The organism is Nostoc sp., from assembly GCF_036919615.1.
In the GTDB taxonomy this organism is placed as follows: domain Bacteria; phylum Cyanobacteriota; class Cyanobacteriia; order Cyanobacteriales; family Nostocaceae; genus Nostoc.
Window position 1 is genome coordinate 16859 of record NZ_JBALCN010000102.1, and the last position, 22309, is coordinate 39167.

Sequence of the window (22309 nt, forward strand, 5' to 3'; positions counted from 1 at the left end):
GTGCGTTAACGCGTAATGGATCACAAGACAGGCGGAGCGCATATATGTGCGCCCCTACTAGGCTCATGAAATTATTTACGTACCTTGCCGTAATTTATCCAACACGCTTTTATCTTCCAATGTCGAAATATCCCCAGATACCTCTTCACCCGCAGCTAGATTCCGCAGCAATCGACGCATAATCTTACCCGATCGCGTTTTCGGCAAAGCATCGGTAAAGCGAATTTCTCCCGGACGAGCGATCGCACCAATTTGTTTGACAACGTGCTGTTTGAGTTCTTTACTCAGTTCCTCACTTCCCTGATAACTGCCTTCTAAAGTCACAAAAGCAACTACTTCTTCACCCTTAAGTTCATCTGGTTTACCCACTACCGCCGCTTCTGTAACCGCTGGGTGAGAAACCAAGGCTGATTCTACTTCCATTGTACCGAGCCGATGTCCTGACACATTCAGTACGTCATCCACACGACCCGTTATCCAAAAGTAACCATCCTCATCGCGTCTGGCGCCATCACCAGCAAAGTAAGTATAGTTACCATCTTTGGGCGGGATGTGTTCCCAGTAGGTGCGGCGGAAGCGTTCTGGATCACCGTAGACTGTCCGCATCATTCCTGGCCAAGGATGTCGCACCGCCAAATAACCGCTTTCGTTATTGGGTACGGTGTTTCCTTCTAAATCTACGATATCTGCGATAATTCCTGGGAAGGGAAGAGTTGCTGAACCCGGTTTGGTGGGAATTGCTCCTGGTAACGGTGTAATCATGATTCCGCCTGTTTCCGTTTGCCACCAGGTATCAACAATTGGACAACGCTCACCACCAATTACTTTGTGATACCACACCCAAGGCTCCGGGTTAATCGGTTCGCCGACGGTTCCTAGCAAACGCAACGAAGACAGGTTTCGCGCATTCGGATGTTGTTCTCCCATCTTAATAAATGCTCGAATTGCCGTAGGTGCAGTATAAAAAATATTAACACCGTATTTTTCAATCACATCCCATGTACAACCAGGATTAGAAGCACGGGGCGCACCTTCATACATCAGGCTCGTTGCACCGTTGGAAAGAGGGCCGTAGACAATGTAGCTGTGTCCAGTAATCCAACCTACATCGGCGGTACACCAGTATACATCTGTATCTTGCAGGTCGAATATCCACTTGGTGGTAATGTGGGTATATAAATTATAACCAGCAGTTGTATGCACTATCCCCTTCGGTTTGCCAGTGCTACCTGAAGTGTAGAGGATAAACAGCATATCTTCGCTGTCCATTGGTTCGGCGGGACAATCTGCTGATACTCCTTTTTGCAAATCATGCCACCAATGATCGCGTCCGCCCAACTGCATATAAGTTTCTTGTCCGGTGCGCTTGACAACTATGACATTTTCTACACTGGGAACAGCACCATTATCTAAGGCTTTATCTACCTGTTCCTTGAGAGGAACGATCGCATCTTTGCGCCAACCACCATCAGCTGTAATTACCAGTTTAGCTTTAATGTCAATTAAGCGATCGCGCAAAGCTTCGGCACTAAAACCACCAAATACCACACTGTGGGGTGCGCCAATTCTGGCACAAGCTAACATGGCGATCGCAGCTTCCGGAATCATCGGCATATAAATACCAATGCGATCGCCTTTTTGTACACCCAGTTGCTTCAATACATTGGCGAACTGGCAAACTTCCCGGTGCAGTTGAGCATAGGTGAGGGTACGCGAATCTCCTGGTTCTCCTTCCCAAATCAACGCTGCTTTATTCTTACGCCAAGTAGTGAGATGTCTGTCAAGGCAGTTGTAAGAAATATTAATCTTACCGCCAACGAACCATTTAGCAAAAGGTGGTTGCCAGTCTAATACTGTATCCCATTTTTGGAACCATTCTAATTCTGTTGTAGCCAAATCTGCCCAAAATTGCTGCGGATCGGCTTTGGCTTTAGCATAGAGATGCTGATAGTCATCCAGGCTTTTGATATGGGCATTCTGTGAGAATTCCGAGGCAGGATGAAAGAGGCGGTTCTCTTGTGGGATTGATTCTATACTTGGTTGAGACATAATTACATTTGCAAACGCTATTGTTACTGAAAACTATTTTTAGCTTAGTTGTGCCAGACAGTGTTTAGATTTTCCTGAAGCTGAATAGAAATTGCAAGGTTACTTAGCTTACACCAACCAAAACCAAGCAATAAAAAAGGTGTAATATCTACAGGTCATTGAGCCTGAGAGTATTTTGCCATGAAAAGATATAAGTGTAGTGCAAAGCACATATTATACCCCTTATAGTTGATAATAAGGTACGTAAGCCGCTATTATTGCCAGAATCAGACTTTCACCTCGATTTAATTGAGAAGAAGTTATCTTGTCATCCCCTGAGAGTTTATCAATTTAAACAAATTGGATAAATTCAAATAGAATCCATTATTGAGGCAAAAGTTATGACTAAATCTTTATTAGAATCCTACTGTGAATCTGAAGCAGTCGGCATCCGAATCCGTGGCTTTATTCCTCCTCAATAAGCTTTAAATATTTGACAGGTTGTTAAAGAGTAAAAGCTTGTCTGTAACACCTATAAAGTAAGGAGTAATAGGAAATATAGCAATCCTAAATGAGTCGTGAAAATCTCTAATTCCTCTCTCTGCGCTCTCTGTGCCTCTGCGGTTAATTTATTTTTATAAATAATTTAGGACTGCTATAAATCTTCTTTTTTGAGCTATAAACTAGGAATGCCCCTTGTATATTGGATTTAAATATCAAGATGTTACATTGCAACATCTCTACTGATAATGTTGCAAAATGTAAATAGTCTTCACAAACAACGCCTGAAACTATGACACTCACCGTCGAAGCTAGCAGCCTATCTCTCAACGATGTTCATCGCTTTCTTAAACTAGAAAAGCTTTCAAATGCTTCATTTACAGACTTCTTAAGTCTAAAACCACTCTCTGAGTTTGAACAGCAGGATTTATTGCGAATCAGAAGCGACTTTGAGCGTTACTTAAATGCACGTAAAATTTCTGAGGGTTTGGTAAAATTCTTAACGATCGCACCATTAATGCGATTAGCTGGTTTTTACGATGTACCGATTCGATTGACAATGGAAGATAGCATTGCGATCGCAGTCGAAGATGAAGACAGAAGAATTACTGGACGGATGGATATTTTAGCAATCAACAGTCCTCAAAGTAATATTGCGCCGCTTTTTTGGATTTTAGTAATTGAAACGAAAAACAGTGCGATCGAAGTGGGTGAGGGTTTACCTCAATTACTGACTTATGCTTTTAAAAGTTTAAATCAACAATTATCTGTTTGGGGACTGGTAACTAACGGATTGCGTTATCAATTTGTTTATTTAAGATGTGACCAGCAACCAACCTATCAGTTAATGCCATTATTAAATTTGAATGAATCTCCAGGTGCAACTGAGTTATTACAAGTTCTTAAAAGCATCTGCAAGTTACCAAATTTTCAGTAACAATGAATGGAAATCGCGGGGCGATCGCTGATGTCTGAACCTGCTACCTTAGAATTCATATTTAATGGTATTTCAGAGGACGAAGTTGTATTTCCTCATGGTGATATACTTAGTGACAAACTACCCTTAGAAAGTGACCTGCACCGTGACCAAATCGATTTGCCGATTCGCATACTAAAATTGTGGTGGCGAGAAAGGCAAGATTTCTATGCTTTTGGCAATTTGACGATTTACTACAGTCCTAATCAGAAAAAATCAGAAAAGTTCCGTGGATCAGACTTTTTTGTAGTTTTGGGAACTCAGAAAAAAGATCGTAAGAGTTGGGTAGTTTGGCAAGAAGACGGTAATTATCCTAACCTGATTGTGAAAATTTTGTCAAGTTCAACGGCAGCAGCAGATAAAGGTTTAAAAAAACAAGTTTATCAGGATACTTTCCGTACACAAGATTATTTCTGGTTTGATTCTGTAACAATGGAGTTTCAGGGATTTCATCTAGTTGATGGTGAGTATCAAGAAATTATATTAACCACTGATGGACGTTTATGGAGTCAGCAGTTAGAACTTTATTTGGGAGTTTATGAAGGTAAATTAAGATTCTTCACTACTGAAAATCAATTGATATTATCATCTGAAGAATTAGCTGAACAAGAACGTTTACGTGCCCAACAGGCAGAAGAACGTGCCCAACAAGCAGAGGAAGAAATCACTCGACTGCGGGAGGTTTTACGTACACAGGGCATAGAGCCTGAGAATATTTGATAGGATGAGGAAATTAACTAAAGACATTTTTCAAGTTAAAATCTAGTTACAAGTGTGTAAAAAAAGCATTATCTTCTGAAAGTAGGGCATCGTTTGCAAGCTAAAGAGATTAAGGAGAAGCTAAAGTCCCTTATCGAGCAAGCCTCCTCGATAGATCATAATTTAGCGAGAAGATTAGATGAAATCAATCGTTGGGTAAAGGATATTAAGCCAGGTTCCCTGACTGCAAAACCTTTTGTCCTTGCCTTTCTCCTAGAGGTAATTACGGATTCGACAATTTGGCTGATAATCAAATCATTACCTTCAGAAGAACAAAAAGCAAAGTTTGAGCAAATGACGCCGATTGAGAGATATTGGTATGGTTATCTCTTTCCCAGATGGTTCAATGCAAGTGACTCCAAGTTTTATATTTGGAAACAAAAATTGATGGCAGGCGAATTTAATCAGGTTGATCATGATATCATTAAGTCAATAGCCCAAGATATTGTTCAGCGAGAAGGTAGTTTTTGGCAGCGTTATATTGCCGACCTTTCTATGGCAACAGATTTAATTGTTAGTCGTAACAATCAACCACTGTGTATTCAAGTTACCAGTGTCTCTGAAGAACTTAATCACCAAAAGTACGAAGCTTGGCAAAACACACTGCGATCGTGGGAAATAGAGAGAGGACTGTTCTTAAGTTACAATCCCAAGGATGCTAATTTTGTCAACCAGTTAGTCAACGTGGCACTGTATAACAGTGATTACCTTTCTGGTGGTAAATATTTAAAATTTTCGTGATTTTCTGGAATTTGATATTCCAAATTTGTGTTATAGCCTATATACTTACGTGCCAATAACAGCTTTTATGGCTAATAAAAGAGAAACTCACAGCCGCAACAATCAAGTAGATACATTTGCTGAAGCTTTAGCAACAGCGCGACAAATGCAGCAAAACTGGCTAACTTACGGGATTGATTTTGTCAATTTTTACGTTGATGATGTGGATGGAGACTGGCTGGAAACGTGGGGACATGACGAAATATTAAGTAATTCTCGATTAGATGCTATTAAAGAATTTTTGGTAAGTAATGATAATGTAGCTGTGAAGATAAGACAGGATTTAGGAGAGCGATCGCTGTTTGATTTCGCAGTAAACTTAGAAGAATCTTGGAGAATTTCTGAAACCAATGACAGGTTGTCTGCTGTGAAAAACTTGTTAGCTGGTGAAGAAAATAGTGTTGATACAGATGATATTAGGTTATTGGATTTAGCAAATGTTTTGCTGGTAAAGCTGGCAGAAATTTTGTGAAATTTGAAATTATGTTGTAATAAATTGCTTGCAGAGGCTATTTACATTTATTCCTCACGTTGAAGCATTTATAAGAAAGTTTGAGCATTTGTTGCAAACGTTAAATTTTTTCTTATCAATTATCAAGCAGTTGTGACTCACGTTAAAGCATTTATAAGAAACGTTTAAGCATTTGTTGCAAACGTTAAATTTTTCTTATCAATAATCAAGCAATTGTAACTCACGTTAAAACTTTGGTTAATAACGTTGAAAATTATTACCTTGAATCATCATCTAAAAATAGCGCTTCTAAATTGCGGTAGCTACTCACTACTCGCACAATTTTAATTCCCACTGCAATTGGACTATAAAATATTAAATAATCATCTTTATGGTTCATAGTTTACACAAACGCGCCACATCCTGAATTGCACTGGCAATTTTTACTGTTGCTACTTGACCCCCTAATGCAAAAATAAGAGGATGTCTAAAAAGTTAAAAATGTCATGCTGAATGTGAAGCATCTCATCAACCCACAGTAAATTGCGATTCTTCTCTTCTCTACGAGAGGCTGCGCCCTAAGCGTAGCTATGCCGCAGGCTTTACGAGACGCTACGCCTAGCTTGCTTCCCCGGAGGGGTACACTCCACTTCGTTATGCTCAGAATGATAAATTATACCTTTCGTACACTTTTCAGACATCCTCTAAGCTCGACTTTATCCATAAAGTCGAGCTTAGGCATCTAACTAGGAGCAAGGTAAGCGCTTAAATTTGGCAACTAAACCGATGACACCTAAAGCGAGAATGCCTAACACGTCTGATGGTTCAGGTACTTGTATTGATGAGGTAATGCCATTTTTTAACTGGACAATTCGGTAGTTACCAGTATCTGCCACATAGACGTTGCTAGAAGAGTCTACTGCTACGCCAAATGGAACATAGAACTGCCCGTTACCATTGCCTTGAGTGCCAAAAGAGGTAAATGTACCGCTAAAATTACTGGGATTAAACTGGACAAGCCGGCTACCGTTATAAGTATCTGCCACGTAGACGTTGCCAGAAGAGTCTACTGCTAAACCATTTGGACTAGTGAACTGCCCGTTACCAGAACCACCAGTGCCAAAAGAGGTAAATGTACCGCTAAAATTACTGGGATCAAACCGGACAATCTGGTTAGCACCCCTATCTACCACATAGACTAAGCCAGAAGAGTCTACTGCTACGCCATATGGAGCAGCGAACCGCCCATTACCAACGCCAGGAGTGCCAAAAGAGGTGAATGTACCGCTAAAATTACTGGGATCAAACCGGACAATCCGCCCATTAGGCAAATCTGTTACATAGACTAAGCCAGAAGAGTCTATTGCTACATTACGTGGACTAGCGAACTGCCCGTTACCGCCGCCAAAAGTGCAACCAAAAGAGGTGAATGTACCGCTAAAATTACTGGGATTAAACCGGACGATCCGGTAGTTACCAGTATCTGCTACGTAGACGTTGCCAGAAGAGTCTACTGTTACGCCGTCTGGGCCAGCAAACTGCCCGTTACCATTGCCACCAGTGCCAAAAGAGATGAATGTACCGCTAAAATTACTGGGATTAAACCTGTCTACCTGATTGCTAGAATCATCTGCCACATAGACGTTGCCAACAGAATCTACTGCCACGCCAAATGGAGCTTTAAACTGCCCGTTACCATTGCCATAAGTAGCACCAAAAGAGGTAACGTAGGTCAAATCTGCTGCCCTAGCCGCCAGTGGGGGTCCGATCAACGCTACAGTGATTACTGCAACTATACCTGTTCTAATTACTGAGAACATAATTTTTCCTTCACACTGTCACCCATCAAACCACTGAAACCTTTATTTTTGCATAAAGGGAACGACGCTGTAACGAGCCGCCATTCAATCTGCAAAACCGACTCTGTGCAAAGCTTCTAAAAAAAAATATATCGCTTTCATCGTTTGATTTAAATTTGGATTGACGGAGGATACCGTGGCAAGGATTTTATCCATTGGATCATTGATGTCTACCGTTGGATTTTGAGCGTTGTCACCCGCCACGAAGAACAGAAGGGGTTTGTTATCCTGCCTAAGCATTAGCTTGTTGAAAGGACATTTAGTTGGTTCAACTGGTGAGTCAGCGTGTTGCGGGGGTTCTCCCCGTTGTAGCGACTGGCATTAGCGACGAAGGAGCGACACCCTTCGGGTGACGCCGACTGAGCAAAGATTATGAGGTACTGCCTGAAACTACCAAAGCATTTATTTATGTTGCCATGATTCGTTTAATGATTAAGGGAACTGCAAGAAATAAATTATCCAAGTTGTGCCTAAGTCTTTCTCGAATGCGATCGCATTGAGCTAAATGCTAAAAGTTTTGGTGTATTGAATAAACACACAATACACCCCAGTTGTACGGCGATCGCACACATGTCAACCCCCTTCAAAATCCATCACAATCACGTTAAGCTGGATTAAAGTAGCAATTTATTGCGCTTTTTAACATGAAAATCACTGTTTCTGTCAAATTTTAATTTTTTCTGCTTGAGAAACCCGGAATGCTAGACCAAATTTTTGATTACCTCAACTTTCATTTCAGCGTTGAAGCCCCAATAGTTCTGCTGATCCTGATATTTTTAGAGGCGGTGTTATCTGCCGACAATGCGATCGCTCTGGCTGCGATCGCTCAAGGGCTGGAAGACAAAGAACTTGAGCGTAAGGCCCTCAACTTTGGTTTAGTTGTTGCTTATGTGCTGCGAATCACCCTGATTCTCACGGCTACTTGGGTGCAACAATTCTGGCAATTTGAATTATTGGGTGCTGCTTACCTACTGTGGTTGGTATTCCAACACTTTACCTCTCAACAAAGTGAAGACGAGCAGCATCACGAACCGCGTTTTAGTTCGTTGTTGCAAGCAATACCCGTGATTGCATTTACAGATTTGGCATTTTCTTTAGATAGCGTGACAACTGCGATCGCAGTTTCTCAAGAAAAATGGCTGGTGCTGACGGGTGCAACAATTGGTATTATTACGCTGCGATTCATGGCGGGATTGTTTATCCGTTGGCTAGACGAATATGAAAACCTAGAAGACGCAGGCTATATAACTGTAGCGTTGGTAGGCTTGCGCTTGTTGTTGAAAGTGGTGAACGATAGTTTAGTTCCACCAGAATGGATAATGATTCCTGCTATCTTCCTAATTTTAGGCTGGGGATTTTCCAAGCGTGTTGGCACTGAATTGCCTCAACCAGTAGAACCGGAAAAGAGCGAAGTCTCGAAGTAAGAGACGCGATTAATCGCGTCTGTACAGGAGTTAGGAGTAGAGACGCGATTAATCACGTCTGTACAGGAGTTATAAATTTTTAACTCCTAACTCTTCATTTCTAACTCCTAACTCTCGATCACTCGTGCAACCAAGGTGTTAAGTGTGGTTGCCAATTGACTAATTCTTCATCCTTAAACCATAGAGCTATTTCCCGTTGCGCGGTTTCTTGAGCATCAGAACCGTGGATTAAGTTGCGACCAATATTTAGTCCAAAATCGCCCCGAATCGTTCCTGGCTCTGCTGTTAAGGGGTTCGTCGCACCAATAATATTTCTGGCAGATCCAACGACGCCATCACCTTCCCATACCATCGCCACCACTGGGCTAGAAGTGATAAATTCGACTAGACCACCAAAAAAGGGACGTTCTCGGTGAACGTCATAGTGTTGTTCCGCCAAATCCCGACTGACTTTCAGGAACTTTAAACCAACTAGGGTAAAACCTTTAGTTTCAAAGCGACGGATAATTTCCCCCACTAATCCCCGCTGTACTCCATCAGGCTTAATTGCTAAGAATGTGCGCTCCATTGCTATCTCCAAAAACTTAATGAATTTTTTATCTGGTCAATTATCCCTGAAGTTCTGATGTCTAACGACAAGCCCGGAGGCGGAGCGTCTCCGGCTTTGCGCTTTGCGTCACGGATAGCGCAGCGTAAAGCCTGCGGCATGGCAACTCTTAGAGACGCTCTTGCGTTCGCTTAGAGCGAGTCCGCGAGCGTCGGAAGCCTCCGCTCAGACTTCTCCTTTGTCATTTGTTCTTCATCCTGGTCTTGAGTCTAAGGGTTTTGCACTAATGACTAATGACGTATGACTGTTGACCAATCAGAGTTTATCTCAGAATTTATCTTTGGGTGCATATCCGTTCTCAGATGAATGCGCTAAATTGTTAACTCGTGGGTAGAAAAACTGAGGTTAGGAAGAAATGGGTGTTGAGCCAACTGCTACATCTGACGAGGTGGTACAAGTACCGGCCAATGAACATAAATCTGAAGTGAAAAATCATAAACAGAAAAAGCTATTACCACCTATTACTACCACAGGAGATTTACCTCACTCCTGGAAAATTGAGGATAGCGAAGCCTTATACCGGATTGAAGGTTGGGGACAACCCTATTTTTCGATTAACGCTGCTGGACACGTTACTGTTGCACCCAAGGGCGATCGCGGGGGATCTCTTGACTTGTTTGAATTGGTCAACGCCATGAAACAGCGCAACTTGGGACTTCCCATGTTGATTCGCTTTTCTGATATTTTGGAAGACCGGATTGAGCGATTGAATGCTTGTTTTGCTAAAGCGATCGCCCGCTACAACTATCCTGGCGTCTACCGGGGTGTATTTCCCGTCAAATGCAATCAAGAGCGGCATTTGATTGAGGATTTAGTGAAATTTGGCAAACCTCATCAATTTGGTTTAGAAGCCGGTTCCAAGCCAGAATTAATGATTGCTCTGGCTATCCTGGATACACCAGGAGCATTGTTAGTTTGCAACGGCTACAAAGACCGGGAATACATCGAAACGGCAATGTTAGCCCAAAGACTAGGGCAAACACCAATCATCGTCCTAGAACAGATTGAAGAGGTTGATTTGGTGATTAATGCCAATCGCCAATTAGGTATCAAGCCGATATTAGGTGTTCGTGCTAAACTCAGTACCCAAGGCATGGGACGTTGGGGAGCCTCTAGTGGCGATCGCGCTAAATTTGGTTTGACAATGCCTGAGGTAATTGAGGCTGTTGACAAGTTACGGGAAGCTAATCTGCTCGATTCTTTGCAGTTGATGCACTTCCACATCGGCTCACAAATCTCTGCCATTAATGTGATTAAAGATGCCATCCAAGAAGCTAGCCGCATTTATGTGGAATTGGCGATGCTGGGGGCAGATATGAAATACCTTGATGTAGGTGGCGGCTTGGGTGTAGATTATGATGGCTCCCAAACCAACTTCTATGCATCGAAAAATTACAACATGCAGAACTATGCCAACGACATCGTGGCAGAGTTAAAAGATACCTGTGCTGAACGGCAGATTACCGTACCAACACTGATTAGCGAAAGTGGACGAGCGCTGGCTTCCCATCAGTCGCTCCTGATTTTTGATGTTCTCAGTACTAGCGATGTCCCCCTCGACGCCCCAGAACCTCCACAAGAGGGAGAATCCCCAATTATTAATTATCTTTGGGAAAGCTTCCAATCCATCAACCAAGAGAATTACCAAGAGTTGTACCACGACGCTGCACAATTCAAAGAAGAAGCGATCAGCCGCTTCAACTTAGGAATTTTACGCCTCAGAGAACGAGCCAAGGCCGAACGCCTCTACTGGGCTTGTTGTCAAAAAATTCTCAACATCACTAGACAGCAAGAATACGTGCCCGATGAACTGGAAGACCTAGAGAAAATTATGGCTTCCATCTACTACGTCAACATGTCAGTGTTTCAATCGGCACCAGATTGCTGGGCGATCGATCAGCTATTCCCAATTATGCCAATCCACCGCTTGGATGAAGAACCAACGCGGCGGGGGATTTTAGCAGACCTCACCTGCGACAGTGATGGTAAGATAGACCGCTTTATTGACCTGCGCGATGTCAAATCGGTTTTAGAGTTGCACACCTACAAGCCTGGAGAACCCTATTATTTGGGGATGTTCTTGAATGGAGCTTACCAGGAAATCATGGGCAATTTGCACAACCTATTTGGCGACACCAACGCTGTTCACATCCAATTAACGCCCAAAGGCTACCAGATAGAACACGTTGTCAAAGGTGACACCATGAGCGAAGTAGTGAGCTACGTTCAGTATGACTCTGAAGATATGGTAGAAAACATTCGCCAGCGTTGCGAGAAAGCATTAGAAGAAAAACGCATCACCCTAGCGGAATCTCAGCGACTGCTGCAAACCTACGAGCAGAGTCTCAGAAGATATACGTACTTAAATAGTTAGGAGTTAGGAGTGAAGAGTTAAGAATAAAGGTGATAACCCCTAACTCTGTCAATTTTGGATTTTGGTGAAGCAGCGCGGTCTTCTCCCATTCGTGAGAGGCTAGCACCTACCGTAGGAGTGACTGCACCAAGCCGAAGGGATTGAAGAAAAAATCTATTATCTAAAATCCAAAATTGAATGACTCCTAACTCCTGTAGACGCGATGAATCGCGTCTCTACTCTTAACTTTAATTTGCGTTTGTCCCCAGCAATTCCTCTATTGCTTGTTGTTCAACAGGGGTATGTGATGGCGGTGTCTGACGGGCATCGGTAATCAGCCAGTCTAAAGCAGCCGCTTGAACATCGATCGCAGCGCCAGTTTTATCCACGCAATAACGTCCAAACACCAGCTTATCGACTAAACGGACTCCTGGTCCCAGGCGCGACCATTCAAAAATCACGCTGTTTTCTACTGTTGCGCCACTACATATCCAACAATTGGGGCCAATCATCGCTGGGCCGACAATTTTAGCTCCATCTTCTATTCTCGTCATGCCACCAATGTAAACTGGGCCTGTGATATCCACTTTGTCCCAATTGACGGCGACATTTAAGCCAATGTAGATACCAGGGGCGACTTCATGACCGGGGATTTGCACATTTTTGATTTCACGCAGTAGTACACCGCGAATCGCCCGCCAATAGTCTGGTACTTTACCAATATCTACCCATTCAAAGTCCATAGGAATGGCGTAAAAGGGGGCTTTGATTTCTACCAATTTGGGAAACAATTGGCTACCAATGTCATATTCGACACCAGAGGGAATATAGTTAAAAACCTCTGGCTCAAAGATGTAAATACCTGTGTTGATGTTGGTGCTGAGGGCTTCTTCAGTTGAAGGTTTTTCTTGGAAAGCTTTAACACGACCCTCTTCGTCAGTGACAACCACACCGTAGCTAGAAACTTCTTCCTTGGGGACAGATTTCGTAATAATAGTAGCGATCGCCCCTTTAGCTCTATGCCATTTAACCGCCGCAGTTAAATCCAAGTCAATCAAAGCATCACCGCACAAAACCACAAAGGTATCATCAAAAAACGGTGAGAAGTCTTGGATGCGGCGCATCCCTCCAGCTGAACCGATTGCTTCCCCTACCAGTTTACCGTCGTCATCAATTTTCCCTTCAAACGAATAGGCAATCTGTACCCCAAACCGTTGACCGTCACGAAAATAGTTTTCTATTTCTTCAGCCAAATGACTAACGTTGACCATAATCTGGTCAAATCCATGTTGGCGTAACACTTCCAGCAAGAACTCCATCACTGGCTTTTGCAGGATGGGAATCATCGGTTTGGGAGTTGTATAAGTAATCGGAAGCACGCGAGTACCCTTGCCCGCTGCCAGAATCATCGCTTTCATAAAAATTTATTCCTCAACCACAAGCCAGTTTACTTTCATCGAGTGATACTTAATCATCAGTTTTTATTTATGCTCTAAGTTATCCCTCAAGACAGGGATAACAGTAATTTAGTGGTTATTGCAACCATAGGTATACTTAGATGACAAGCGATCGCTTATATTTTCAATTTACTCGGATTTTGGGGCTGAAGCACAAATCTGTAATTATCTGTAGGGCTACTATTTGGCTTTCTTAGTTCATCGGCTGCTCAAAGGGTTTACAGGAGTTAGCTGAATCTCTAAGTAAGCGAATTTTAATCTCATCGTAAAACTCCTCTTGAAATAGCTCTACTTTCGATTGAGCCGAGAGTAGTAGTAGCGCCCAGAAAACGCTAACTAGATGACTGTGTTTAGACTCATGTCCAGAGCCATTTTGGTTGAGAAGCTTTGTCTGAGTCCACAACTCTACAAGTTGTTCTAAATTCAACCAATTTTGTTCTAAACTCAGCTCTGTTGCCGACAAATTCAACACCTGCTCCAGTTCCCTAGCGACTTCTGTCAGATTTTCCTGGTGAGCTAACTCCAGCGCCTCCCGCATACTTTGGACGCTAGGTTGACGCCTGGGACGGATAGGTTTGCTGACTTTTTCTACCAGTTTCAGTTGGTTGGCCATGATCTGCAATTGCTTGATTAACTCTTGCAGAGTCACTCGGCGTTTTGGTGGCGGCATTGCCGCTGGACGACGACGCAATTGCCGTTCTAATGGTAGACGATGACCTTGGTGTGATACACTGGCTTCACCTTCTAACATAGCATCATCTATTACACCATTCTGTCCCTCTTCTACTGTTGACAATCGCATCAATGTATTTGCTTTAAATAATACCAGCATTGATGCTGACAAAAATGCCTGTCCAGATTGAGACAAGTCCGCTTCATAGCCTCTTCCTATTTCCTCCGGTGCCATCAGTTCTAAGTAACGGTCAATCACCTCAATCACTTTGACATCCCAAGGGTCAATTTCCCCCTGCTGGGCTTGGTAAATCAAGAGTGTGATTGTTTCTAACAGCTCGGAAGCTTCCATCAACGGGTTCTAAGTTAATTAATGAGAATCAAAAGTCCGTAAATTCAACAGTAAACTCATTGCCTATTGGCAAAGCATGTATTCTATGTATTCCCTTCTACTTCTTTTATTCAGAAATCGCCTGCTGGCTGGTAGTATCCCCTGAAATTTGTGATCAATCACCATTGTGAATTGTGAGATCAGAATGTGCAACTTTTGACTTTGGGCATTGGACATTGGGAAGAGACAAAGGAGACAAGGAACAGAGGGAAGACAAGGGAGAGACTTATTCAATAATTTCCCCTTGTCCTCTCATCTCCTCCTGCCTCCCCTGCCTCCCCTGCCTCCCTTGCCTCCCCTGCTTCCCCTGCTTCCCCTGCTTCCCCTGCCCCCTGCCCCCTGCCATCTTAATCAGGGGGCGAGTCACGGGCAATAGTGACAGTTGAGACAAAGTTACTTGGCTTGCCGCTCTTGATCGCATCGAAAGTGCCTTTAATAGTACCAGCAATAGGAACAGCAACAAGTGTCCCCAACAACCCAGCAATCTCAAATCCCATCAAAATAGCCACAAAAATCCAGATGGGATTCAGTCCAATAAAGTTGCCGAGTAACCTGGGAGCTAACAGGTTATCTTTAAGCTGCTGCATGAGAATCGCCGCTATGGCAACTTGAACTGCCAACCACCAATTTTGCAGCAGTACTAAAATTGTTACCAGACCAATGCCGAGAGACGCCCCGATAAAGGGAATAAGTTCTGAAATACCAATTAATATGGCAAACAACAGGGCAAAGGGCACCTTGATCACTAAGAAAATTGGCGTCAGGGTTAGCACCATGAACAGTCCTAGCAACAACTGGCTGAGGAAGAAGTTTTGGAAATTTAGGCGCAAAGATGTGGTAAGAGGATCTCCAATATTAGAGGGCAAAAGATTGATCAGACCATACCAGACGCGATCGCCATATAAAAGCATATAAAATGCAAGCACAATGACTAACACTAAGTCAAGTAATCCTGATAGCAGTGTCCCAGCAAACCCCACTGCACCAGAAGCTAGTTGTTGTACCACATTCTGAATGTTGGCATTGATTTGACTGCTCACAACCCTTATATCAATTGGCAAACGTCGTTGCTTTGCCAGCATCTCAAACTGCTCTAGGTTGGCTTGACTGGCGGCTAACCAATCAGGGATCTTATTTAACAGTTGAATTGTTTGCTCAATGATCAACGGCACTAGGGTAACGCCTAGAATTCCAAGCAGGGTTAACGTTGCAAGTAAAACTATACTCACCGCCTGAGTGCGGGTGATCCGAGCACGTTCAAAGAACTTAACTAGGTAATTTAGGAGAAAAGCCAGAATCGCCGCAATGCTCAAGACGGTAATGGGATGCTGGAAATAGCGAAAAAGTACAGACAGCAGCCAGACATTGAGAGCGATAATCGGACCGCTTAGACCATAAATTAACAAACGTTGAAGGGAGGCCGAACGGCGCATCTTATGCAACCTATTTTAGATATTCCTTGAGAGAATTTGTAAAATTCTTGATGGCACTGATCATCATCATAGATATTTTTGACAAAGACATGTATAAGCGTATCTGATAGCAAGGAACCAAATCAAAATGGACAAAACTATAGCTGACCTTCGCAAGGACTACACCTTGGAAGGTTTGAGCGAACTAGAAGTAGACCTCAATCCTTTTATCCAATTCAAAAAATGGTTTGATCAGGCACTAGCAGCACAACTTCCTGAACCCAATGCCATGACCATTGCCACTGCCACACCAGACGGTAAGCCTTCAGCCAGAATGGTGTTACTCAAGGATTTTGATGAACGGGGCTTTGTCTTATTTACCAACTACAACAGTCATAAAGGACAAGAACTGGCAGAAAATCCCCAGGCGGCTTTAGTCTTCTGGTGGGCAGAACTGGAGCGTCAAGTCCGGATTAGTGGGTATGTGGAGAAAGTTTCCAAAACTGAGTCTGACCACTATTTTCACAGTCGTCCTGCCAACAGTCGCTTGGGTGCGTGGGTATCTAATCAAAGCGAGGTGATAGAAAGCTGGGAAGTTCTTGAGCGACGCTTGCAGGCGTTTAAGAGCAAATATGAAAATGAGGAGATTCCTCGACCGCCTCATTGGGGAGGCTTACGAGTGATCCCCACAGAAATTGAGTTTTGGCAAGGACGCCCTAGTCGTCTGCACGATCGCTTACTCTATAGCCGTTTAGATAATGGCACTTGGAAAATTGAGCGGTTGTCACCTTGAAGAAGAGGCAGGGGGAGCAGGGTAGGCAGGGGGAAATGAGGGGGACAAGGGAGAATTATAGAACAAGTTTCTTTTTTCCTTGTTTCTTTCCCATGCCCAATGCTCAATGCCCAATGCCCCGCATCACATCACCACTGGGCGATCGCATCTTGAATTGCTGCCCGTGCTTCTGATAGAGATTGGGTACGGGCATCATCACTATTGTTCATGCTATAAGCGTTAATAAATTGAATGTCTGTAACCCCAATAAACCCGAAAATCGCCCGCAGGTATGGTTCTTGGAAGTTATAGGCAGCAGCAGGGGATGTTGCACTATAGTCAGCGCCGCTAGCTGTAATGATCACTGCCTTTTTACCCTCGACTAATCCTCTAAAACCTTGATCATTTAAAGCAAAAGTCCGGTTAATCCGAACGATTTGGTCAATGTAAGCTTTGAAAGTGGAAGGTATATTAAAGTTATACATTGGCACTCCAAAGACGTAGCGATCGGCAGCTAAAAATTCATCTACTAACTCGTCAGAAATTCTAATTGCCTCAGTTAATTCTGGGGTATGGGTTTCTGGTGGTGAAAATGCAGCTGCAATCCAAGGTTCATCAACGTGAGGAACTGGGTAATGCCCTAAATCTCGATAAGCGATCGCGTCTTCAGGATGCGCTGCCCTCCAACCACTAACAAATTCTTTAGATAGTTCTCTTGAGTGCGATCGTTCAGCACGGGGGCTGGAATCAATATGTAAAATGTTTACCACCAAATATCTCCTGATTAGCTAGGATTTACTGCTTTGACTTTTTTTGAGTCTAAATTTCAAAGCATTTCATCCTATACTAAAAGTAACTAGTTACTAAAGTAAAGTAGTTACCATAAAGTAACTGTTGGACAATTTTGGCGAACTTATCGATGTCTGTCTCTAAAAATCATGATGCTTGCCCTGTCAGTATTCTGATGTCTTTACTATCAGGGCCCTGGACAATGTATATACTGTGGGTGTTGTGTAATAGTGGGCCTACTCGCTTTGGTGCATTGAAGCATCTAGTCGAGGGCATCTCAACCAAAGTTTTGACGGAAAGACTGAGAATGCTTGAGGCAGCAGAAATTATTTATCGCCACTATGAACCAACTGTGCCACCTCAAGTAACTTACGGTCTGACAGAACGTGGTCAAGAATTAATTGAGGTACTTAATAAACTCAATGCACTTGCTGAACGTTGGTATGGCAACGAGCAACAGGAACATAGCAACAGTAATGTTTAACTGATTGCTTGAATGTAATCTCTGAGATCAATAAACTCACCAGGTAGATCAAAGAATCTAATAAAGATACCGACATGAATATGTCTCCCGTGCAGTTTGCGGATGACAGTCGGTTCGTAGACTAGTTTTGGTCGGAAATTGCTCAATGACGCAATCGGGCAGACACCGAGGATCAGTCGATGCTTGCGGCGATGGCGACCAACAACTAAAGCCTTTTTATTCATACCCCAGAATACATTGTAGATGTACAGCAATTGACCTTCCGAAAAAGAATGCGTCGATTTTTGGACGTTGGCAGCAACCAGAGGAATATTGTCCTTGGTCGAGTTAATGTCAAGTAATGTACCACCACAGAAGTAGCCAAGCAGAATCTCATTGATCTTCTCGATGTGTTGTTCCTGCATAGAAGGCGTGCCTTAGAATAACGTTACTCAATTTTGCAAAAAGCTGAGGAAAGTGTAAAAAAGCCGATGCATTCTCCATCGGCTTTGCTGACAATATTGAACAGATGAATAGTCTACTGTTCCTGGATAGCTGTTGCTTTGGGATGGAACTGAATTCTCGGATCTGGCATGAAATTGTATCTCAAGTACAATCCTCCCCAGACAAACAGGATAATTAACAACGCCCCAATACCAAGGGGACTAGGAAGCCAGAAAACAGCTTCTATGTGGTTTAACTCACCAGGCTGGAGTTTCCACACTAGTTGATTGCCATTTTTTTCTGGCGCGATCGCAGTTTCAGTTAGTCGAATATTTTTAGCTCCCCAAGGAGTCTTTAAGCTAAATTCCAAATCGAGAATTGAACCAGCATTAGCCAGGACGTTACCTTTACTGGAAATTAGAGATAGCGATCGCAAATCCAAATCATAAATCAACCGATTTCGGACTAAAAGTAAAAAATTGTTCTCCTCGAAGAGGACGTTTGATTCAATTTTCGGCAGTTCTGAGTCAGATTTGCTCTGCACAGACTCAGATGATTGATTCGCACGGGAGTTAAAAAATTCGTTGAACTTCTCTTGCAATTCCCTACCACTGCTAAAAGGAATTGTGACGATGATTTCTTCAGTGGAAACTCGCTGTGCTTTACCCTCAAGTTTACGGGCGCGGCGCTCTATGGTATTTAACCATTCATATACATAATCGCCACTAAAACTAGTTAGCCGTTCTCCCAACTTAATATGCTGTACTAGTTCACCACTATTTGAGTTGTCAAAGTTAAGCCCCACATCGTACTTAACACAGCCAGACAGTAGCAGGGATGTTAACAGCACTAACCACAGAATAGGATTTCGGATGCGAAAAACGCGGTTGATTCGATTTCGACCATTCAGTGGTGAGAGAAATTTCATCTTTGCCAACACAAAGCTAAATGGTCTGATTAACCACAAGAAAATCTTTCCAAAAATTGAAGAATTCATAACTATAAATCTCCCCAAAAGTCAAAGTTTTTAACCAATCTTGACTTCTTCGTATTGTTTGAGATTCCTGGAACACCGTTTTGGTAAAGAATTTTAATCCAAAATCGTTCGACTGAGCGAAGCCGTTCGCGTAGCGTTCCGCAGGAAAGTCCAAAATCTAAAATCCAAAATTGGTATCAGCTAGGGGTTCCTGAAAAACTCAACCAAACCAAGTACGAGATGGTTAAACCAATGGCAATTAGCGCCACCCAGATAAAGCGATTATCTCTGGTATTGACCTGACTGAGGTCAACAAATTCTGGCTCCGTAGGTTTAGGCTTCTGCTGCACAGAAGATTTAGTAGGTTTAGCAGCAACAGTAATTTTGAGTTCATTATCGGGTAGTATGCCCAAATCAGGGATTTGGGTCATCCATTCGCTGGGTCTTTTCAGCTTTGGTGCTTTTAAGATGTAAAGCATCTGTCGCGCTTGTTTGCTGGTTTCAAAATAGGGATGGCGTTTGAGTCTTTCGCAAAGAGCGATCGCATCATCCGTTCGTCCAGCCGCTTCATAAGCTGTCACTAGATGAATTTCTACTTCGCCCCCAAGGCGAGAATTACGAGCTAACAGGGCGCTGGCCTTTTCTAAATTTTCTATGGCTTCGCGGTATTGCCCATTTTCAAAGGCAACTTTCCCCGTCTGGTAGCGGGTTTTAGCAATTTCTAAACTTTCTGCACTCACGTCTTATACACAAATCAGCACTGTTTTTATTTTGCCAATGCCAGCAATCTTTTTGAAATCTTTTTAAAAGCTGACGATCTGAAAGTGGATAAACTTCTAAAATTTTAACTAAGTAGCTGCGACTATTTTCTGATTAAAAATTCCGGTATCAAATACAGGTGAGCAAAATATGTTGAAAATCAAGCATTCGCAACTAAATTGGCTCCTAGCAGGGATGACTTTAGCAGTTATGGGTGTAAGCATTGCTCCAGCTTCTGCCCAGCGTGTGAGAGTAATTGATGGTGGTTATGGAGTCAGGCAATCGCCTGCTGTCGGTTCCTTTATTTATGGTAGTCCGATTCCCACACCTATGCCTGTAGACCCAGCAACGGGACTAATGCCACAACGCAGTAATTTCCCCGATTCTTACTATCCCCAGGTAAGGCAGCGCGATTCTTATTATCCCCATGCAAGGCAGCGCGATTCTTACTATCCTCAGGTAAGGCAGCGCGATTCTTACTATCCTCAGGTAAGGCAGCCCGATTCTTACTTTCCCCAGGTAAGGCAGCCCGATTCTTACTTTCCCCAGGTAAGGCAGCCCGATTCTTACTTTCCCAGGTAAGGCAGAACGTGAGATAATTCCACCCTAATTAATCCAACTTTGATTAATCCGACAATTCGAGACTCAACTGTAGTTAATCCGGTGATTATAAATAATTCATGGCGTCATACACCATTTATCAGTGAATGATCGCGGGTTATTATTACCTATCCCCGCTAATAAAGCAGAGGGGCAGGGAAGCAGGGGGGCAGAACTCCTCACTCCTGTACAGACGCGATTAATCGCGTCTCTACTCCTCACTCCTATGAGGTAAACTGCGAACCGAGAATCATCGTTCCAATCCCAACATCAGTAAAGATTTCTAGTAATAGAGAGTGAGGAATGCGACCATCAATAATGTGTGCTGCACGAACTCCTTGAGCAAGCGATCGCACACAGCAATTCACTTTTGGAATCATCCCACCGCTAACTATACCATTGACAATCAACTCGCGGGCTTCGCGAATATCTACTTTTGGAATCAAAGTAGATTGGTCTTTGTAATCTTTTAAAATTCCACTAGTGTCAGTCAGTAAAATTAACTTTTCTGCTCCTAGTGCCGCAGCGATTTCTCCAGCTACAGTATCGGCGTTAATGTTATAAGCTTGTCCTGTCTCGTCTGCGGCGACGCTGGACACTACCGGAATATAGCCATTGCTAGCCAGGGTGTCCAAAATCTTGATATTCACATTGCTGACTTCTCCCACAAAACCGATACCTTCTTGACCTTGGGGACGGGCTGTAAATAGATTACCGTCTTTACCGCAAAGTCCTACAGCCAATCCACCAGCTTGGTTAATTAAGGAGACAATTTCTTTATTGACTCGACCGACTAAAACCATTTCCACCACATCCATTGTGGGGGCATCAGTGACTCGCAGACCATTCTTAAATTGTGGTTCGATTCCCAGCTTATCTAACCAACTGTTAATTTCTGGGCCACCGCCGTGGACTACAATTGGACGCAAGCCCACGCAAGATAAGAATACAATGTCGCGCATAACTTTGTGTTTGAGTGTGCTGTCTTTCATGGCTGCGCCACCATATTTGACAACAACAGTGCGACCGGCGAATTGTTGAATATAAGGTAGTGCTTCGCTTAGTACACGCACACGAGTGGCTTCAGCTTGCCTGATGTATTCAGAATCGTTGACCGTCATGAGGAGCCGCCGTTGAGAGTTAAAACCTATTTCAGTCAGTGTAGAAGACTTTGTAACCCGTAACAATATCTTATAGCTGCCAATGACCACACTGCTAATTCAAACTGAAAGCACACCCCTAACGGTAAATTTCCCCTCCCTTGTGCAGATGACAAATGAGCAGTTCTACGAATTTTGTCAAGCCAATGGAGATTTACGAATTGAGCGTACTGCCAATGGGGAAGTCATCATTATGCCACCAGCTTTTTCAGATACGGGCAACCGTAACTTTAACATTGCTGCACAGCTTGGGAATTGGACTGAACAAGATGGCACTGGCATAGGCTTTGACTCCAGTGCAGGTTTTACACTACCCAATGGAGTGATGCGTTCCCCTGATGCTTCTTGGATTGAACTGGAGCGTTGGAACGCCTTAACAGATGCACAAAAAGCCTCATTTGCACCAATTTGTCCCAGCTTTGTGATTGAGTTACGCTCCTCTAGCGTAGGCGTAGCCCGTCGTAGACATCGCCTGATAAAATTACAAGACAAAATGCAGGAGTACATCGATAACGGTGCATCACTAGCCTGGTTAATTGATCGGCAGAATCAAAAAGTCTACATTTACCGGACTAATCGAGAAGTTGAAATTTTGGAAAATCCGGAAGCAGTTACTGGCAATCCTGAATTACCAGGGTTTGTCCTACGCATGGCCAAAATTTGGTAACTTGAGTCT

At 43.2% G+C, this 22309-nt stretch carries 23 protein-coding genes; 10 read left to right on the top strand and 13 right to left on the bottom strand.

Annotation, left to right across the window (positions count from 1 at the left end; translation table 11 throughout):
* Positions 1–75: 75 nt before the first annotated feature.
* The gene (gene acs, locus V7K48_RS31690; protein WP_335078816.1) at positions 76–2049 is read right to left on the bottom strand and encodes an acetate--CoA ligase; all 1974 of its coding nucleotides are present in this window, start codon (positions 2047–2049) and stop codon (positions 76–78) included.
* 772 nt (positions 2050–2821) lie between these two features.
* On the opposite strand from acs, the gene V7K48_RS31695 reads away from it, so the two are divergent.
* The 4 genes from V7K48_RS31695 to V7K48_RS31710 all read left to right on the top strand — a co-directional run bounded on the left by V7K48_RS31695 (position 2822) and on the right by V7K48_RS31710 (position 5516).
* A complete protein-coding gene (locus V7K48_RS31695) occupies positions 2822–3466 on the top strand; it encodes a restriction endonuclease subunit R (protein ID WP_335078818.1) in 645 nt (214 codons plus the stop codon).
* 30 nt (positions 3467–3496) lie between these two features.
* Positions 3497–4225 (top strand): Uma2 family endonuclease, encoded by a 729-nt coding sequence (locus V7K48_RS31700; protein ID WP_335079182.1) that lies wholly within the window; start codon positions 3497–3499, stop codon positions 4223–4225.
* Between the two features lie 93 nt (positions 4226–4318).
* Positions 4319–5005: a hypothetical protein gene (locus V7K48_RS31705; RefSeq protein ID WP_334969545.1), complete on the top strand. Its 687-nt coding sequence runs from the start codon at positions 4319–4321 to the stop codon at positions 5003–5005.
* A gap of 67 nt (positions 5006–5072) precedes the next feature.
* Positions 5073–5516, top strand: a complete 444-nt coding sequence (locus V7K48_RS31710; RefSeq protein WP_335078820.1) for a hypothetical protein — start codon at positions 5073–5075, stop codon at positions 5514–5516.
* A 256-nt stretch (positions 5517–5772) separates the two neighbouring features.
* Here the strand turns inward: V7K48_RS31710 and V7K48_RS31715 are convergent, their stop codons facing one another.
* From V7K48_RS31715 to V7K48_RS31725, 3 genes are all read right to left on the bottom strand, one after another.
* Positions 5773–5895, bottom strand: coding sequence for a hypothetical protein (locus tag V7K48_RS31715; protein ID WP_335078822.1), 123 nt, complete (start codon positions 5893–5895; stop codon positions 5773–5775).
* 346 nt (positions 5896–6241) lie between these two features.
* A complete protein-coding gene (locus tag V7K48_RS31720; protein ID WP_335078824.1) occupies positions 6242–7315 on the bottom strand; it encodes a hypothetical protein in 1074 nt (357 codons plus the stop codon).
* Between the two features lie 84 nt (positions 7316–7399).
* The gene (locus V7K48_RS31725; RefSeq protein ID WP_335078826.1) at positions 7400–7594 is read right to left on the bottom strand and encodes a hypothetical protein; all 195 of its coding nucleotides are present in this window, start codon (positions 7592–7594) and stop codon (positions 7400–7402) included.
* A gap of 458 nt (positions 7595–8052) precedes the next feature.
* On the opposite strand from V7K48_RS31725, the gene V7K48_RS31730 reads away from it, so the two are divergent.
* Positions 8053–8778 (top strand): TerC family protein, encoded by a 726-nt coding sequence (locus tag V7K48_RS31730; RefSeq protein WP_335078828.1) that lies wholly within the window; start codon positions 8053–8055, stop codon positions 8776–8778.
* A gap of 118 nt (positions 8779–8896) precedes the next feature.
* Here the strand turns inward: V7K48_RS31730 and ndk are convergent, their stop codons facing one another.
* Positions 8897–9346, bottom strand: a complete 450-nt coding sequence (gene ndk, locus V7K48_RS31735) for a nucleoside-diphosphate kinase (RefSeq protein WP_335020212.1) — start codon at positions 9344–9346, stop codon at positions 8897–8899.
* Between the two features lie 394 nt (positions 9347–9740).
* Here ndk and speA point away from each other — a divergent pair, with 394 nt between their 5' ends.
* The gene (gene speA / locus V7K48_RS31740) at positions 9741–11759 is read left to right on the top strand and encodes a biosynthetic arginine decarboxylase (protein ID WP_335078830.1); all 2019 of its coding nucleotides are present in this window, start codon (positions 9741–9743) and stop codon (positions 11757–11759) included.
* A 227-nt stretch (positions 11760–11986) separates the two neighbouring features.
* Here the strand turns inward: speA and V7K48_RS31745 are convergent, their stop codons facing one another.
* The 3 genes from V7K48_RS31745 to V7K48_RS31755 all read right to left on the bottom strand — a co-directional run bounded on the left by V7K48_RS31745 (position 11987) and on the right by V7K48_RS31755 (position 15691).
* Complete coding sequence (locus V7K48_RS31745; RefSeq protein WP_335078832.1) at positions 11987–13156, bottom strand: NDP-sugar synthase; 1170 nt, start codon at positions 13154–13156, stop codon at positions 11987–11989.
* A 232-nt stretch (positions 13157–13388) separates the two neighbouring features.
* A complete protein-coding gene (locus V7K48_RS31750) occupies positions 13389–14219 on the bottom strand; it encodes a ScpA family protein (RefSeq protein ID WP_335078834.1) in 831 nt (276 codons plus the stop codon).
* Between the two features lie 386 nt (positions 14220–14605).
* Positions 14606–15691 (bottom strand): AI-2E family transporter, encoded by a 1086-nt coding sequence (locus V7K48_RS31755; RefSeq protein ID WP_335078836.1) that lies wholly within the window; start codon positions 15689–15691, stop codon positions 14606–14608.
* Between the two features lie 127 nt (positions 15692–15818).
* On the opposite strand from V7K48_RS31755, the gene pdxH reads away from it, so the two are divergent.
* Positions 15819–16463: a pyridoxamine 5'-phosphate oxidase gene (pdxH, locus tag V7K48_RS31760; RefSeq protein WP_335078838.1), complete on the top strand. Its 645-nt coding sequence runs from the start codon at positions 15819–15821 to the stop codon at positions 16461–16463.
* 128 nt (positions 16464–16591) lie between these two features.
* On the opposite strand, the gene V7K48_RS31765 is transcribed toward pdxH, so the two are convergent.
* Positions 16592–17212 (bottom strand): FMN-dependent NADH-azoreductase, encoded by a 621-nt coding sequence (locus V7K48_RS31765; RefSeq protein ID WP_335078840.1) that lies wholly within the window; start codon positions 17210–17212, stop codon positions 16592–16594.
* 149 nt (positions 17213–17361) lie between these two features.
* Here V7K48_RS31765 and V7K48_RS31770 point away from each other — a divergent pair, with 149 nt between their 5' ends.
* Positions 17362–17715 carry a winged helix-turn-helix transcriptional regulator gene (locus V7K48_RS31770; protein WP_335078842.1) on the top strand — a complete coding sequence of 118 codons (354 nt, stop codon included), beginning with the start codon at positions 17362–17364 and terminating at the stop codon, positions 17713–17715.
* On the opposite strand, the gene V7K48_RS31775 is transcribed toward V7K48_RS31770, so the two are convergent.
* The 3 genes from V7K48_RS31775 to V7K48_RS31785 all read right to left on the bottom strand — a co-directional run bounded on the left by V7K48_RS31775 (position 17712) and on the right by V7K48_RS31785 (position 19854).
* On the bottom strand, positions 17712–18119 hold the full coding sequence (locus V7K48_RS31775; protein ID WP_335078844.1) for a hypothetical protein: 408 nt from the start codon (positions 18117–18119) through the stop codon (positions 17712–17714). The two genes, V7K48_RS31770 and V7K48_RS31775, sit on opposite strands and share 4 nt — an antisense overlap.
* A 113-nt stretch (positions 18120–18232) precedes the next feature.
* The gene (locus V7K48_RS31780; RefSeq protein WP_335078846.1) at positions 18233–19135 is read right to left on the bottom strand and encodes a DUF3153 domain-containing protein; all 903 of its coding nucleotides are present in this window, start codon (positions 19133–19135) and stop codon (positions 18233–18235) included.
* 176 nt (positions 19136–19311) lie between these two features.
* Positions 19312–19854 (bottom strand): tetratricopeptide repeat protein, encoded by a 543-nt coding sequence (locus tag V7K48_RS31785; protein WP_335078848.1) that lies wholly within the window; start codon positions 19852–19854, stop codon positions 19312–19314.
* A gap of 169 nt (positions 19855–20023) precedes the next feature.
* Here V7K48_RS31785 and V7K48_RS31790 point away from each other — a divergent pair, with 169 nt between their 5' ends.
* Entirely contained in the window at positions 20024–20455 is a 432-nt protein-coding gene (locus V7K48_RS31790) for a hypothetical protein (protein WP_335078850.1), read from the top strand.
* A gap of 242 nt (positions 20456–20697) precedes the next feature.
* Here the strand turns inward: V7K48_RS31790 and argB are convergent, their stop codons facing one another.
* The gene (gene argB / locus V7K48_RS31795; RefSeq protein WP_335078852.1) at positions 20698–21594 is read right to left on the bottom strand and encodes an acetylglutamate kinase; all 897 of its coding nucleotides are present in this window, start codon (positions 21592–21594) and stop codon (positions 20698–20700) included.
* 82 nt (positions 21595–21676) lie between these two features.
* Here argB and V7K48_RS31800 point away from each other — a divergent pair, with 82 nt between their 5' ends.
* Positions 21677–22300 (top strand): Uma2 family endonuclease, encoded by a 624-nt coding sequence (locus V7K48_RS31800; protein WP_335078854.1) that lies wholly within the window; start codon positions 21677–21679, stop codon positions 22298–22300.
* Positions 22301–22309: the final 9 nt, after the last annotated feature.

Coding starts and splice junctions, on each gene's coding strand:
- V7K48_RS31720 (WP_335078824.1), bottom strand. CDS start 7,315: ATGTTCTCAGTAATTAGAACAGGTATAGTTGCAGTAATCACTGTAGCG.
- pdxH (WP_335078838.1), top strand. CDS start 15,819: ATGGACAAAACTATAGCTGACCTTCGCAAGGACTACACCTTGGAAGGT.
- V7K48_RS31725 (WP_335078826.1), bottom strand. CDS start 7,594: ATGCTTAGGCAGGATAACAAACCCCTTCTGTTCTTCGTGGCGGGTGAC.
- V7K48_RS31755 (WP_335078836.1), bottom strand. CDS start 15,691: ATGCGCCGTTCGGCCTCCCTTCAACGTTTGTTAATTTATGGTCTAAGC.
- V7K48_RS31775 (WP_335078844.1), bottom strand. CDS start 18,119: ATGCAGGAACAACACATCGAGAAGATCAATGAGATTCTGCTTGGCTAC.
- V7K48_RS31700 (WP_335079182.1), top strand. CDS start 3,497: ATGTCTGAACCTGCTACCTTAGAATTCATATTTAATGGTATTTCAGAG.
- V7K48_RS31800 (WP_335078854.1), top strand. CDS start 21,677: ATGACCACACTGCTAATTCAAACTGAAAGCACACCCCTAACGGTAAAT.
- V7K48_RS31745 (WP_335078832.1), bottom strand. CDS start 13,156: ATGAAAGCGATGATTCTGGCAGCGGGCAAGGGTACTCGCGTGCTTCCG.
- V7K48_RS31715 (WP_335078822.1), bottom strand. CDS start 5,895: ATGAACCATAAAGATGATTATTTAATATTTTATAGTCCAATTGCAGTG.
- V7K48_RS31790 (WP_335078850.1), top strand. CDS start 20,024: ATGTTGAAAATCAAGCATTCGCAACTAAATTGGCTCCTAGCAGGGATG.
- speA (WP_335078830.1), top strand. CDS start 9,741: ATGGGTGTTGAGCCAACTGCTACATCTGACGAGGTGGTACAAGTACCG.
- ndk (WP_335020212.1), bottom strand. CDS start 9,346: ATGGAGCGCACATTCTTAGCAATTAAGCCTGATGGAGTACAGCGGGGA.
- V7K48_RS31695 (WP_335078818.1), top strand. CDS start 2,822: ATGACACTCACCGTCGAAGCTAGCAGCCTATCTCTCAACGATGTTCAT.
- acs (WP_335078816.1), bottom strand. CDS start 2,049: ATGTCTCAACCAAGTATAGAATCAATCCCACAAGAGAACCGCCTCTTT.
- V7K48_RS31730 (WP_335078828.1), top strand. CDS start 8,053: ATGCTAGACCAAATTTTTGATTACCTCAACTTTCATTTCAGCGTTGAA.
- V7K48_RS31770 (WP_335078842.1), top strand. CDS start 17,362: ATGTCTGTCTCTAAAAATCATGATGCTTGCCCTGTCAGTATTCTGATG.
- V7K48_RS31780 (WP_335078846.1), bottom strand. CDS start 19,135: ATGAATTCTTCAATTTTTGGAAAGATTTTCTTGTGGTTAATCAGACCA.
- V7K48_RS31710 (WP_335078820.1), top strand. CDS start 5,073: ATGGCTAATAAAAGAGAAACTCACAGCCGCAACAATCAAGTAGATACA.
- V7K48_RS31750 (WP_335078834.1), bottom strand. CDS start 14,219: ATGGAAGCTTCCGAGCTGTTAGAAACAATCACACTCTTGATTTACCAA.
- argB (WP_335078852.1), bottom strand. CDS start 21,594: ATGACGGTCAACGATTCTGAATACATCAGGCAAGCTGAAGCCACTCGT.